The 14,769-nt window shown below is 36.8% G+C and carries 10 protein-coding genes; all 10 read right to left on the bottom strand.

Going from position 1 to position 14,769, the window contains the following annotated elements; genetic code table 11:
* Positions 1 to 439 precede the first annotated feature (439 nt).
* The gene (locus tag B5473_RS05765; protein WP_065217216.1) at positions 440 to 700 is read right to left on the bottom strand and encodes a hypothetical protein; all 261 of its coding nucleotides are present in this window, start codon (positions 698 to 700) and stop codon (positions 440 to 442) included.
* A 142-nt stretch (positions 701 to 842) separates the two neighbouring features.
* Entirely contained in the window at positions 843 to 1,961 is a 1,119-nt protein-coding gene (locus B5473_RS05760; RefSeq protein WP_079524037.1) for a DNA polymerase III subunit beta family protein, read from the bottom strand.
* A 107-nt stretch (positions 1,962 to 2,068) separates the two neighbouring features.
* Positions 2,069 to 2,542: a single-stranded DNA-binding protein gene (locus B5473_RS05755; RefSeq protein WP_176142027.1), complete on the bottom strand. Its 474-nt coding sequence runs from the start codon at positions 2,540 to 2,542 to the stop codon at positions 2,069 to 2,071.
* A 47-nt stretch (positions 2,543 to 2,589) separates the two neighbouring features.
* Positions 2,590 to 2,790, bottom strand: coding sequence for a hypothetical protein (locus B5473_RS05750; RefSeq protein WP_065217213.1), 201 nt, complete (start codon positions 2,788 to 2,790; stop codon positions 2,590 to 2,592).
* 232 nt (positions 2,791 to 3,022) lie between these two features.
* Entirely contained in the window at positions 3,023 to 4,894 is a 1,872-nt protein-coding gene (gene ltrA, locus B5473_RS05745; protein ID WP_079524035.1) for a group II intron reverse transcriptase/maturase, read from the bottom strand.
* A 738-nt stretch (positions 4,895 to 5,632) separates the two neighbouring features.
* Positions 5,633 to 6,796, bottom strand: coding sequence for a toprim domain-containing protein (locus B5473_RS05740; RefSeq protein WP_079524034.1), 1,164 nt, complete (start codon positions 6,794 to 6,796; stop codon positions 5,633 to 5,635).
* Between the two features lie 923 nt (positions 6,797 to 7,719).
* Entirely contained in the window at positions 7,720 to 9,204 is a 1,485-nt protein-coding gene (locus tag B5473_RS05735; protein ID WP_079524033.1) for a hypothetical protein, read from the bottom strand.
* 930 nt (positions 9,205 to 10,134) lie between these two features.
* The gene (locus tag B5473_RS05730) at positions 10,135 to 10,962 is read right to left on the bottom strand and encodes a hypothetical protein (RefSeq protein ID WP_176142026.1); all 828 of its coding nucleotides are present in this window, start codon (positions 10,960 to 10,962) and stop codon (positions 10,135 to 10,137) included.
* A gap of 500 nt (positions 10,963 to 11,462) precedes the next feature.
* The gene (locus tag B5473_RS05725; protein WP_079524031.1) at positions 11,463 to 13,322 is read right to left on the bottom strand and encodes a hypothetical protein; all 1,860 of its coding nucleotides are present in this window, start codon (positions 13,320 to 13,322) and stop codon (positions 11,463 to 11,465) included.
* A gap of 13 nt (positions 13,323 to 13,335) precedes the next feature.
* A complete protein-coding gene (locus tag B5473_RS05720; protein ID WP_079524030.1) occupies positions 13,336 to 14,754 on the bottom strand; it encodes an AAA family ATPase in 1,419 nt (472 codons plus the stop codon).
* Between the last annotated feature and the right edge of the window lie 15 nt (positions 14,755 to 14,769).

Below are 14,769 nucleotides of genomic sequence, written 5' to 3'. Positions count from 1 at the left end.
AACACTATAAATTGTTCAGCCCTTCATGACCAAAGGTCATTACTATGGCTTCTGCTGACTTCTTGCGACTAACCGTTTTCGACTGTACTTATGTACATCCGCAAGACCTCCCAGGGTAAGACAACTATCTTTCCTCTTTTACTCGCCTGATTTACCCTACAAAGTTACGCACATCTTTTTGGACTTTGACTTGTTATGGAGCCTTATCCCTTTGTAGAGCCTTGGTATCAGATTTCTGTTCGTCGAGCCAAGATTTTATTCCACGCTTCCTCCAGCCCTTACCTCACGATAAGTACCTTGCGCTTCCTTAGTGGTTGGTCGATGTGTACCCCCACAGTGGACTTTCACCACCTAGATAGTTGCCATGCCTGGCACACATAAAAAAAGCAGCGGTATATAAACCACTGCATATCTCGTATATTCTCCTTAAAAATAGCTTTTAGAAAGCTTTTAACACTTTTACCGCGCCATCACGAATCGTTACATATAGTGTTGCTAATCCGTTGAAAGCGGTTGGCTCTAAAACTTCCTCTAAAAATTCTGCATCTACATTTACAGCATAATGATGTTCCTTACTTTCCTCATTGAATGATAAAAAGTTACCTTTTGAACGTAAGTGACGGTAAAAGAAAGATTTATGTTTGTTGTTAAGACGCATTTCTAATTTTTCGATGTTTGAAGTTGTAGTTGTTTTTTTCATAATTTAATATTCCACCTTGTCATGTTTAGTTGCTCGCAATAAAGAAAAAGACACTCTATTCCATTAGCAAAGCTGAATGAAAATAAAGTGTCGTAAGAACCGTTCTTTAAAGCGGCTTATTCGTATTTGTCGTGTTTAAAAATTAAATTCGTGTACCCATAATCACTTGTTGTAATGAAGGAACTGTGCTGACATACAATTTTGGACCATCAAATGTTAAGATGATCGTTTCATTGCCTGTAGCAATTGCCTCTTTCAAGAATTGTACGTTGACGTTAAACGTTTCAGGTAATGTTCCGGTTACTGACGCAATCGGTAAAACAGTACTGAACTCACCGCCCTGGTGAATACATTGTACGTTTAAGCCCGATTCTACAGCTGAGAAACGAACGATCTTTTTAGCATCGTCCTTTTCTTTCGAAATACCACTGAATGAGTCGATTAATTTTAGTACATTTTTAAGTGATTTTACATCAACCTGTGCTCTAAATGACTTTTCCGAAATACTGAATAATGGTGCTACATTTGGATAAGTACCATCTAACAGTTTTACATATACAGTTACATTTTCTTGTTTTAATACAAGGAAACCATTACCGATTTCAGATAAGATTTCTTCTTCACTAAACAATGATAACGCGTCTGATAAGTATTTATTGTGCACAACGATTGAAGGGATTTCGTCAGTTTTTAATTCGATATTGAACAATGCAGCGCGGCGACTATCTGTACCTGTAGCGATTAAACGCTCCCCATTTGAAACAAGGTTGATACCTCTAAGTTGTGGGCGCGATGCTTTATCACTTGATTCGCACGCATAACCTATGTTTTGTAAAAGCTCCGTATAGAAGCTTTTTGGAAGTGTTGGCAAATATGGCTTTAGTTCACAAGTCGGTGCTGGCGTAAATACTTCATCAGATTTTAGATTAAGCTTTAAATTAACCGATGTAGTTCGAATGTTAAGAGCATTATCCGCGACTGATAATACAACTTCGTCCTCCACTAAGTTAGAAAGTACGCTTAAAAACTGTAAATCCAATAGCATTTCACCTGGTTGTTCAACCGTAAAAATAGTAACTAATTCATCATTACCAACGATGCTATCTAAAACAGTTTTCGATGCAAAAATATCACCGTTCCCGGATTGTAATACCAAATGGTCCTCTGCAGCTGTCACTTTGATAACATCATTTTTAGCGTTCTTTGATAATGAACGAATTTCCTTAACGATAACTTCTTTATTTTTTAATGTGATTTTCATATATATTCTCTCCTATTTTAAAAACGAACAGTTCTAATAAGCTAAAATAAGCTCGACTGTTCGTTTTCTATAAATTATTTTTGTCAGATTAGTGTTGTAGTTTGTAATTAACGATTAAAACCGAAGCCATCAGGTGAGCCAGCATTTGAAACAGCAGGATTATAACCCTGTTGTGACGGTTGCTGATTCTGTTGGTAAGCTTGTGATTGAGTTTGTTGATTAGCAATAGAAGGATCAGCCGACTGTTGAGGTTGAGTAGACGTTTCCTTTTTATCTAAGAAACGAATTTCTTCAACAACAATGTCATGGCCATAAACGGTTTTGCCGTCTTGACCTTGGTAATTATTAGACTCGTAACGACCACGTATTGAAACCAGACTCCCCTTGCCTACATACTTAGAAGTATTTTCAGCGTTTTTTTGCCATAGCAATAGGGGCATCCAGTCAGTACCTTCTTTACCGTCTTTAAAAATACCATCGTTCACCGCAAGCGTTACGCGTGCATAAGGTATACCTGAGCCGCTAGTATGCTTTAATTCAACATCCTTTGTTAATCGTCCTACCGCTGTAATTACGTTCATTTCAATATCTCTCCTAAAGTTTATTTGTCGTTTTATTATTATCATGATTAAAGTTCGTGAATGTTTTGGAATGTAACAGCGCGTTTTGAGCCATTTCTTAAACTCAATTCGATAGGCAGCTTACGATTCTTAATTAAATCATCAAGCCCCTTGCCATCTTCAATATTCCAAGTCCAGATCACGTTTAAAATATCTAATTTAGATACTTCAACTGAAAAATCACGAACAATGTTATAAAGGGACTGCATTTTTTTCTGCCCTTTTAATGTGTCGTCTTTAGATTGAAGGATGTGACGCGTCTTCTATCCGACCGTTAGGTTGAGGAATCGAAGATAGCGTCTACCCATTACGGGCTGGATAGGTAATTTTCGCCTTCAGCTCGCCTGTTAAGGTTACTCATTTTCCCCCCACTCACACCGTACGTGCGACTTTCATCGCATACGGCGTTCCATCTTAATTTTGCTTACAAGCATTAACGTCTTATTTCGTAGCCTTTTCCCTAAGTACTAAGATTTTCTTCCAAGTTTTCGGACTTACTATGCTAGAAAAGTCTTTATTAGAGTGAATCATCTTATGACAACCTTCATGTGTTGTAGCTAGGTTATTCACCTTGTTAATTAGGGCGATTGGTAATTTGCGGTTGATGTGATGTGTGTTCACTTCATATGTTCTGACGTGTTCACCACATATGCGACATTTACCTTTGTCCCTGTTATAAGCGTAACAGCGATTCATAACGTACTCGAAATTTCGGAAAGTGTTGTTGATTAAAGTTTTCTTAGACAACTGAGCAGTGATTAGTTCGTCTGCTCGTTCTTTCAGTGGCTTCTTACCAGTTCTTGATTGGTAGAGTGTCCTTCCATTTTCGGAGTAAGGCGTTTCTAATGGGTTTTTATATGTTGGTTTTTGGAAAGAACAGAAACCTATATTTGTAACACCGATTAGAAGTCCGTTGTAGCGAATAGCTGGAATTAGTTGATTGCGGTTTTCGTGAACAGACAATAAGTTGTTCACCGATTTTGCAGGTACTATTTCTACGTTTATTCGCCTTCGGAGATACCTTGTCACCATGAACGCTAGGTGATGTGAGTACTTAGCTAATTCTTTATTGATTAAGGTTGCATTGTTGTAATATTGGATAATTCCTCTAATAGTTAGGTTAATAATATTGATTTGGTGAACGATTTCCTTTCTGGTTTCACAAGACTTAATATCTCGTATTAATTTCTTAATGCCAGCGACCTTTTGTTTAACTTTCTGTCTGTCAGGTCTGGAAACTGTTATTAATTTTTTGTTCACCTTACCGCTATTTTCTCTTTTCATAGCTTTTATCTCGAAACCTAGAAAACTTATGGCTCGCTTAGTAATGTTAGTGATTAAAGTCTTTTCCTCAGATAGTTCGATTTTTAATGTGTTCTTCAAGTAGTGGTCGATTCTATATTTCCACTTTTCAGCGTTAATTTTTGAATCTGTAATTAGAATCCAATCATCGGCATATCTTACAAAATACGCAGGTTTAAGGTTGGATGACGTTCTTAGTGCACGTAATCTGCTGTCGTTGTCCTTGTAATTATGTCGCGTTTTCTTATTTTCCCACTCTCTTGTTACCCATGTGTCGAGGGAGTGAAGGTAAACATTTGCCAGTAAAGGAGAGATAATTCCTCCTTGTGGTGTGCCTATGTTATTTTTATCCTTCTCATTTAATATTCCCGCTTCAAGCATGGCTTTTATTATCATTAAAATTCTTCTATCTTTTATTCCCATGTTCCACAGGCTTTCAAGAAGTTTTCTGTGGTTAATGTTGTCGAAGAAACCTTTAATGTCGCCTTCGATCACCCATTTGTAGCCGGTAGTTGAAACCAATGATTTCGTTCTGGCAATTGCTTGACTAGAATCTCTATATGGTCTAAAGCCGTATGAATGTTTAAAGAATTGTGCTTCAAGTATTGGCTCTATTACTAATCGAACGCATTCTTGAATGATTCGGTCAATGATAGTTGGTATACCTAAAGGTCTCTTCTTATTTGAGTTGGCTTTATTGATATAGACACGTTTTACCATTTGTGGCTTATAGTCTAAAATGAGCGATTGAATCTCGTTGATTACTGTTTCGTAACCTTTCTGCAGGTAATCATCAATCTTCATACCATCAACACCTGCCGTTTTACTTCCTTTATTGGCTTTAATGTTGTGTATGGCTGTTGTGATAGTTACTCTGGACGAGACGACCTCTAACAAGTCCTTGAAGTGTAACCTCTTGTTTTCGTCAGTTTTCTTTTTAGCTGTTGAATATAATTCATCTTGGAATTTTCTTAAATCCTTTTCATTTCTTATAAAATGGTTTCGTATCATTAGGAAGAATCACTCCTTCCTTTTGAAAAATCGGTTTTGCACAACGGCATCCCATTTAATTGACGTAATATCTTGTTTGCAATGTAATTAAGACTATGCCCCTTTGCTCCACAGGCATTACTCTGCTTCAACGCTACTACGGGCTGCTGCCACTAGTATTAAATGGTCATTTCCTACCATCGAGGTTTCATAGTTCTCCTACAAACTCCACCTAACTAGCTTCTTCTGTTCCCATTTTCTTAGCTTTACTTCATTGTTTTAGGCGCACCCTTTAACCCGTTAGTTACTTCTTCACCCACAGCAGGCGGATTTGAAGCTAACAACCTATATTGGTTGAAAGTCGTCATAATCGGACACCAGATTATGACCACAACTAAAATCTTTTTCAAGACCGAATGGCTTGTTATTCGCCAAACTCGACATTACGAGTCGTTAGTAAGGGTATTCGTTTCAACTTTTTTATAAAGTGTACCTCGCCATGACAATTACTAGCCCCCCGCATATTTCACTAACCGCTTTTCAGGTCTGTTTTTCTGCGACTTCACCGAGCTTCATACAAAATGAGTTTTAGGATTTCATCTCGCATGTCGGAGTATTAGGGTAACCATGCCTGCTTTCATGTTAAGTAGGGATTTCACCTACCAATTCAGAAAATGAGTTAAATAACGTTTTCTCTATATAAGAGAAAGTATCGCTATTCCTAGGCTTTTCTACTTGTATTTCTACAATGTATTGGGCTTAGAACAGAACGCACGTATCCATGTCATAAGCAGTGATTAGCTTCTTAACATATTTCCACTCTTGCAATCTCATTAGAAATTCCTCATAGTTCCCGGCTCCTGGAAGACCCACAACCGGTAAACCAAATGTTTTAGACGAGATGTATGCTTTATGCTCTCCCTCAGTTACGAGTAATGACTTCATAGGACAAACTTCTGTAATGTGTCGCCCTTTCGACCATACTTTCATTACTGCAGGAGGCACAGCGATAGACATTGGCGCTCCACTTGAAGCACCATTTCGTCTTAAATACTTAATATTGGTTTCACTTTCAACATTGTGCTGAGAACTGAACCAAATGTATTTAGGCGATCCCTCGTCTTTACGAATACGTAAACGAATGATATACCCGTATTCATCAAATACAGGAATAAAATAGCCCTTCATACTCGTACAAACATAATGCCATTTGCCTTTAACAACGCCTTTTTCCGTAGAAATTTCACCCGCTTCACCTAAATGAGCAGGGAATTTCGACTGTTTGTAATAATCGGGTTGAAAAATTTGAGAGAATCCTGGTACTCGTTCAAGAGGATAATTTTTCTCCATGAGCGTTTTGTAAATTGGTAGCCATTCATCATAAGTTGGAACTGATCTAAACATATATAGATTCAATTCATCTTGACGATAGCCGCGCTCTAATAACTCTTTATGATGTTCAGTACGTAAAGGACACAGATTTAAAAATGCTCGATATACAGCATCTAAAATACGTGGTTCTTGTGGCTGTAAACTTTCGCTCACGACTTTTACAGAAGGAACGTAGTCTTTATTACCAGCAACGATTACTTTGCCTGTTTCATCATAAATTTCAATCTTTAAAAGCTCTGCAATACCTTGAATTGATTGCTTGAATACACCATCAGACTTACCAAACTTATGCCAAGCAAAAAAGCCGATCGCATTATTAGCCGATGTATCAGTACAAGTAAAACATTTCATGATATTCTTTCGTGTTTCGATGCAGCAATGTTCCATAGCACCTTCAGCGTGATCAGGATTAGGACAAGGAATAAAAATCTGTTTTCCGATTTGCTTCATTGGTAATCCTAACGCTTGTGCAACTTCAACCATTGGTACATTTCTAATTAGGTCAATGCTTTCTTGACTAATTTTCGCCATTATAAATAGCCCCCTTAAAAAAATTTAACCTTTAAGACGCAAAAAAACGCTCGATTAAATGAAGGCATGACAAATAAAGTCATAACAATCACTCAATTGAGCGTTTTCAATAAAAGAACTCTATTCCTGTGGAATAAAGGTATGTTAAAAAATAAAAAAGTCATAAAAGTTAATAGAATTAGTATAGCTAATAAAATTAAATTTGTCATTAACAACTTTTTTAAACGCTCAATTCTTTTGGTATTAACTTTTCAAATTATCTGGAACCATGCGAAAGACTGCCATTGCTCAGGCAATTTCTTGTCCTTGATTTATCCATAGTTACAGCTGCGAACCAGTTCAACACTGGCAGATAAATGTTATGTTTTTAAAAATGCTTAAATAGGCTGTAGTCTTTGTTCCGGAACCTTTTGTAATTTCTCCATGAAAAAGCCCCTTCCAGCTACAAACACCGCGCCCAATAAAATAATACGGCTTAATAATTGTTTAAAAGTCTTTATATTTATAAACATTGATTGAATAGCTTTTTAAATGATTATGTACAAATGGTCCCCATATAAAGCTATCAATCTATTCAATTAGCAAATTAGATCCTAGTAATATATAAAGCTATAAATATATAAAGCTATACTCTATTACTGGGGAAATTCTATGGATACTCTATTAAGAATAAGCTGAATAACGAGTAAACATTTGTATGCTATTAATCTACCCTGGCATATAAATGTTTATTTATATAGCGAAATGGATAGATTAATTAGGGTTAATAAATTGCTATAAATCTATTTAATATACACATGGCAGTAATACTATGAAACTCTATTAAGAATAAGCTGAACTACCAGTGAACAAAATAAGCTAGTACGAGTAAATAACGATTTTCATAGCTTTACGGCATCAACAATTGGTTTGTATTAACGCAGTCAATTATGGAGCCGGGGCGCGGCACTCAACTGATATTCGAGCAATACTTCTTTTGAAACAAAGGGCATTATTGCACTCGACTTAGGTTTTTTAGTTTTAGATACTACATTTGTTGTCATTTCATTAGTTGTTGTAATAGCTGATTCAACAGCTGGTTTCGGTTTACTCTTTAAAGTTTGGAGCAGTTTATCGAGAACCCCTTCTTTAAGCATCTTCATAAGCTTTGTTACATAACTTTTAGATACCTTCAAAAGCTCGCTGACTGCCGTATTTGTGCTTTTAGGATACGTAGCGCGGATTAGCTTCAATTTCGTTAATAAACGTAAAAGCTTAGTTGAACGGCGTCGATTATATTCTTCTCTTGATTTACCCCCTGCCAAACGACGAGCTTTTTCTTTGGCTTTACGATTACGACGTTGTTTTTCCTCTTTGGATATGAGGACTGACAGGTGTTGCATTTCTGCCTCTGTAATTTCAAACCATTCAATCAGAGTTTCATTGTATAAGCGTAAGTGGTCGTTTGTATCGGCATAGCGGATCGCACTTATTGTACGATTGTAAACCTCACCCGATTTTAAAGGCTTAACAAATAAACCATTCAGTTCCTCAATTTTCTGAACAGCCTGCTCCTTACTTCCAGTTAGCAAATATGTGTAATGGCGCGCAACAAATAGCAAACGCTCACGATGGCCTTTCATGTTCCCATTACGTAATTTGATAAGAGTTTCAAGGTCATTTAAACGCCCTGCTAATAATGACTTTACTGTAAACCACTTAGGTAATTTTTTCTTTGGGCGGTCTAATGAATCGCTATCTGCGTTTGATTGAATTGCATAGTTTACGTGCTCAACTGCTTTTTTATCTGTGTTGTTTGAAAAGTATGTAGTAAATGTTTTTAAATCCATTAGTCGGTCATGTAAATAGTCATAACGGACAATTTCGTTCGACTTAGAATTAATTGAAGAAGGTAATCGGAATACACGTGCTGCATCGGATGTAGACGATGGATCGGCGCCAAAATCTTTAAGTAACTCAAAGATTTTACGCTGAACTTTACGCCAACGGTCGATAGCTAGTCCACTTAAAGGTTCACAATGCCATTCTAAAGCGAAACCACGTCCTGAATATAAAATTACATTCGGTTCTGGTAGCTTCGAGTGAAAGTAATCGGCTTTAAGGACCTCCAACACTTGTTCAGGCTTTAATCCTAAGTTGTGACAATCAATATCGATGTAAAAGTTATGTATTGTGCGTAGCTGATTGTTACGACGTAAAGGACGGTAAAAACTATTAAGTGAAATATACGAGTCATAGCATACATATGAGCGAATCATTTCAGGTGTAATGTCATCTAAATAAACATGCTGCTGATGAACAGAATCACTATGTTGATATTTACGCAAAAATGTTACGTAACCGTCTGTATCACGATGTAAAATTTTAATGTATTTTAGTGGGTCAATTTGGTTATAAAGTGGAAACATAATTTCGCTCCCCTTCTAGAAAACAAAGGGTAGTGAAAAATAGATTTTTGAAAATTATAAATAATTCTGCAAAAAAACTAAATTTTGTCATAAAGAGCCCTCTTTCTGTTTGTTTGGTAAAAATTACAGAAAGACAGAAAATTAGTGTAAAAGCCTTGAAATTTGCGAATAAAAAAGCTAAAATTATAGTAATTATATAAAAAAGACAATATTAAAGACGCCTTACGAAAATGTTTTTTTTCGAAAGGATAAATTTTAGTTTTTTATTCTATGTGTAGGTCTTAACGACTTACCAGAATGACTGCGAATCATTCTAAAACTAAGCTCTAAAACACGATTATTTCTGTCTTACTAATGCAACTGCGAATTGCATTAGTGCTACTAAGGCGACGGCTGCGAACCATCGTCTTTTTTTCATGCTTTTTTCTAGCAAAATAGCGATTTATAACAGCGACGCCTTAATTTTGGCAACAAAAAAGGCATACGAAACTGAATTTCGTATGCCGGTGCTTCCGATCAAATAGAAAATAAGATTGCTAATATTCAATATTGATTACAATTATTGAATAAATTCTATTATTCGTCAAGCATATATTAAGCAGCATACGATTTTTTATCTTCCGTACACCACCGCTAAGGTTTAAATCTGCTAAAAAACATTATTAAAATAAAACATTTGTGTTGCAAATCAATAGATACGTATTGTATACTTTGATTTGTAAATAATATTTAATAGCGAATCACTTTAGTCGGGGAGTCGCTGTCAACGATCTGAGCTACCAACTCAGGTCGTTTTTTATTTCTATTTCTATTAAACCGTTAAAGATTGGAAATGTCAACAGGATTAACGCTCTAAAAGCCCTAAATAGCGCATTAAAAGCGAAAAGCAAGTCTAGGTTAAAGTACCCCCTGGACTTGCTTTTCTTTGCCTTAAAGAACTCGTAAAGAGCCTTTTGCGGCACGTAAGGCAGACGTAATAACGCCTACACTACCAATCATTAAAGTTGATAGTAAATTGTTGTCTTCATTCAATACAGTTAAAATACTTTGGTCGATAATTCCTAACATAGTAATAACCACAGTATAGACAGTAAATATTGCCCCTACTACGATATTCCATGATTTAATCTTCTCTTCGTCACCTTCACGTTTAAAATCGAAATTTTTAGTTCTTTTGAAAAATGGTAACTTACCATTCGTAAAGATCCATTCCACAAAGTACATAACAGGTCTGTACGTAATTAGTATTACAAAAAGGAATACTCCTAATACAATCCACAGGTTATTCGTAAACAACATAACGAAGTTCACAACGAAAATCGAAATTACACATTGAGTGAATACTTCAGCAATTTGTAACACAATAATACCTGTAACGCTAAGGCCGTTATAAACCTCACGACAGAAGCATGGTCCTGCTAACAAGCGACGAATAATGCCGTCATTTGAAGTATCTCTCGATTCATCGTTATTTTGAGCATTCATTAATCTGTAGTCTTGGTCAGATAATGCCATTAAGTAATAACCTAAAACATTCATACCAATTGAACCACTTAATAAAACCAGTGTTAAGACGATGAACGGTCCTTGTAAACCATTAAAAGTATTCTCCGTCCATTCTTTAAGTGCTGTTAATGCATCAACATTGTATGAGAAGAATGCTGCCCCTCCGATTACTGCTAAAAATAGTGCAGTAACAATTAATGCTTTTACAGTATCTCTTGTCGTATTTTTATTCATAATTAATTCACCGTTCACTCTAGTCCGGATAACTTCGATCCGACTTATTTAAGAAATCTCTTAAATAGCGTTCCAATGCAGAGTGCCTTTATCTATGTCGTATAAAAATTTGAACGCAAAAAAGCACAAATGATTTTTGGACATACAAATCCCTTTAAAGGTTTTTGATGTACACAAAAATCATTTGTGCTAAAGAATAATCATTCCTGGGGAATGAAAAAATGCAAATAAAAAAAGTTCAAATAGATATAATATCAATATACCATTTTTTACACATATAGACAATAAATTTTACAGTTAAGACACGAACTAAAATGTACTGAAATAACAAAAACATAGTGGTGATAGTGTGTGTATAATCTATTCAAATTATACACACACTGTAAACACAAATAGTTTTTTCTACTATTATCGTTAATTAATGCATTATTATTAACCGCGCGAAAATGCAGTAATATCAACGGTTAATGCCTTATCAACACAAAAAACGATGGCGCAAAATGCACCACCGCTTAGTACTAACCTCGTCGCAATTTAATGATACGAAGTACAATGTTTTTAAAGTCTTTCACAAGCTGGCGCTCGGAATGGACTACATTGTTTCCATAAATCTGTTTAGAAATATCATATCCGTATTCATCATGACCTACGAATAAGCAAACGACATCGATTCCACGCTTTTTAGCATTTGCTATCATTTCTTTCATTAGATCAATGCCCTCATCCCCAACAAAGCAAGGTGAACCATCACTAATCATAACAGCAAGCTTAATCGCTTTATCTTGTTTATCTGCTTTATCCAGTAAGTATTGTAAAGCTACAACATCCCTGTTAGCATAGCCCGGCTCCACTCCACCAATCGCACCTTTTGTACGTAGTGTAATTTTGTCGGAATCTTTCAATTGGCAGATTGTTGTATCATCGTTCCAATCTGAATAGAAAGCAAAAGCTTCAGTAGAGATACTATTAGCATTTTCATCAGCAGCACTTAAAACAACCGTCAACGCCTCTTTCATGTGATCAATAACGCGTTTACCGTCGTTACCCATAGAACAGCTCGTAGAACCGCTTATATCGTTCATACAACCGATATAAACGTTGCCAGCAGGTTTCCCCTCGACTTTCTTACGGTAAATCTTATTATCGTTACATTGAGTTGCACGCCAAATTAGATTTGTTTTAATGCGTTTGCCTTTGGTACTAATATATTCTTCATCTTGAACAGGCTGCAGGAGCAGGCGGAAAGCTTTACTCAGCCCCTTCACCTTCAGACGATTTTCCTCATACATCGAAAAGAACTTTTCAGCATCAAGGTTTTTAACTTGGCTTTCAATAACCTTTGCAGACTCATTATATTGGCTACGGTGTGTTGCAACCGACATAATGTTGTCCTTCTGGTTTTCAGCGTCAAGTTGATCATCCACTTGCTCTTCAACATGTGCCATTTCGTTTTGTGCAATTTCCAATACACCTTCGAAATTAGGTTTAGCAGGTGGTTGTGGCTTATCTTCATTTTCAGGTTGTTCTTCCTGATCTTCGCTTTCGCTATTCATAAGCGCCATAACACGATCTAAATTCGCCTCAATCTCATTTTGTTCCGTCTCGGTATTCGAATTTTCATTCTTAGTACGAGCATTAATGCTGTACGATTGTGTATCTTTCTTCTCGTCTTGGATCCATTCATAAATCGTCGGCCATACCGCGCTCAAAAGCTCATAAGTCGCTGTTAAGTTATCTTTTGTAGAGCGTTGGCAAATAATATTATCGATTAATGATTGGTTATCATCGACTAACTGCTTGGCTTCTTCGATATATTCGGCATCATCGACCATTTGTAATAATCGACGTAATAAGCAAGCAAAGAAATCATCCACTTTACTTTTACCAACATCCGGGGTTTCAACAAAGCACCATTCATAGTTCACGAAATCAATCGCATCAGCTGTAAATGGATAGTCGAGCTTTATAAAATGCTCTAAACGACCATCAGCGCAAAAATTACTTAAGTCACTGACGATGTTTTGAGGCCATTTTCGATTGTTTTTCCAGTCGTCCTCGTCATTTGAACTGTGGTCTTCAATCATTTGACGATAGATATTCATATCATCATACAGTTTATGACCCATTTCATGATAAGCGAGTCCAGCTTGGATAATGAAGCGTTCCGGGGTAGTGTATTGACGGGTTGGGTGAAAGTTTTCAACATCATACCGAACGTACATTGTTGTGCCATCCCAATAAGCCGTTTCAACGCCCGGTGCCGCCCATTGAAACTTAAAGTCGTTCGTTTTGAACTTACGACGAAGGGATCGCACTAATTGGCGACCCCTTACTTGTTTAATATGATTTTGTCGGTTTGCAGATATAGTTATTGTCATTGTCGTTTATCTCCTAATTGGCTAAGTCTGGATTAAATAAGATTTCGTCCGGCGATACAGGGAAGTCTTGAAGTTTTATATCATTAAATACTTCACGAACCGCTGCTCTTGCCTCACAATATTCTTCTACTTCTTCAACTCGGTTAAGGATATAGGCTTCAACCGCGCGAATGCGTGAAGTTTGGTTATATCCGAAAGTAAGGAAGTATTTCGCTGCTTTAAAGTAACCGCGTAGCGTATCTGTATCAGTTGCCAGTCCTTCTATATGAAGCTCTTTTAAACCTTCTTGAATGGCTTCTAAGAACTCTAATGCAGCAACGTCAACTAAACCTGTTTTACGGGTAATAAGCTCTTTAAATGATGCAGTTTTCGTTAAACGTAGAACGGCAAAACGGTCCTTAAATGCTTTGTTAAGCTTTTGAACCCCTTCATAGCCCTCACCAACGTTCATCGATGCACAGAATAATGTATGTGGATGTAGCTTGTAGCTGCCTAATGGTGTTGAGATTACACCGTTATCATCAAAGAATGAGTGGAATACAGAAGTCACATCACCTTTTAAGAAGTTTACTTCGGCAAAGTTAATTAAACCCCCCTCGAAACTAGCTCTCGTAAGGTTTGTTAGCTTATATGTACTCTCATTATTAATGAAAGCAGGTTCAGCAATTAATGTTTCCTTCGATTCGTCTTTGTTCCCAACGACGATATTTACCGGATAACCAAAAATCCAGCTAACTGTATTAATTAGCGTGTCTTTCCCGGTTCCAGCATCACCAACTAAAATTAAATGCTCGCCCATAAGGATATGCGTAATCGCAATTTCAAGCATTTCACCGTTGTATGGCGTGTCGGGTTTAACTGGCGGCATTAAGTAATCGTGCATAGGAATTGTCGCGTGTACAAGCTCACGTTTATCGAATATCTTATTTTGTAATGCGATAGAAAAACGTTGGTCGTCTAAGTGTTCTTGGATTTCTTTCCAACCAACATTTGCATCGCGTTTCGTCGTAGTTGAAGCGGTTTGAACAGAAGTATGTACAGGTGCGGGTGCTGGTTTACTTTTTGAAATCCCTAACTCCGCGCTCTTGTCAGTCCATGAAACTGCGTTAAAATTCGCTTCAAACGTTTCAAATTCAGGTGTCTTCGCTTTATGGCTCATATGTTCAATTTCATGGCCGAAATGCTTTGCGACAGCTGTTAAAACAACTGTATGCGTACAAGAAGTCCCTTTTTCAGCATTTTTACAGTGGTGAGCGATCGCTTTTGTACCGCCTGCTACGTAAATATAGCCTTTAGTTTCAATGTCTTTGAAAGTAACACGTGCATAGAAATGTCCGTTTTTACCCTCATACGTTTCCACTTGATTTAAAAAGTTCTCTGGTTTGCAAGCATGTAAAGCCGTTTGTGAAATTGATAATGTTGTAAAGTTCATAATAGATTCTCTCCG

The sequence above is a fragment of the Solibacillus isronensis genome, from assembly GCF_900168685.1.
GTDB lineage: Bacteria > Bacillota > Bacilli > Bacillales_A > Planococcaceae > Solibacillus > Solibacillus isronensis_A.
Note: the sequence above shows the minus strand (reverse complement) of the source record. Positions and strands in the feature narration are given on the sequence as shown.

Excerpts from the sequence above, each read along its gene's own strand:
- B5473_RS05765 (WP_065217216.1), bottom strand. The coding sequence starts at position 700 with ATGAAAAAAACAACTACAACTTCAAACATCGAAAAATTAGAAATGCGT.
- B5473_RS05760 (WP_079524037.1), bottom strand. The coding sequence starts at position 1,961 with ATGAAAATCACATTAAAAAATAAAGAAGTTATCGTTAAGGAAATTCGT.
- B5473_RS05755 (WP_176142027.1), bottom strand. The coding sequence starts at position 2,542 with ATGAACGTAATTACAGCGGTAGGACGATTAACAAAGGATGTTGAATTA.
- B5473_RS05750 (WP_065217213.1), bottom strand. The coding sequence starts at position 2,790 with ATGCAGTCCCTTTATAACATTGTTCGTGATTTTTCAGTTGAAGTATCT.
- ltrA (WP_079524035.1), bottom strand. The coding sequence starts at position 4,894 with ATGATACGAAACCATTTTATAAGAAATGAAAAGGATTTAAGAAAATTC.
- B5473_RS05740 (WP_079524034.1), bottom strand. The coding sequence starts at position 6,796 with ATGGCGAAAATTAGTCAAGAAAGCATTGACCTAATTAGAAATGTACCA.
- B5473_RS05735 (WP_079524033.1), bottom strand. The coding sequence starts at position 9,204 with ATGTTTCCACTTTATAACCAAATTGACCCACTAAAATACATTAAAATT.
- B5473_RS05725 (WP_079524031.1), bottom strand. The coding sequence starts at position 13,322 with ATGACAATAACTATATCTGCAAACCGACAAAATCATATTAAACAAGTA.
- B5473_RS05720 (WP_079524030.1), bottom strand. The coding sequence starts at position 14,754 with ATGAACTTTACAACATTATCAATTTCACAAACGGCTTTACATGCTTGC.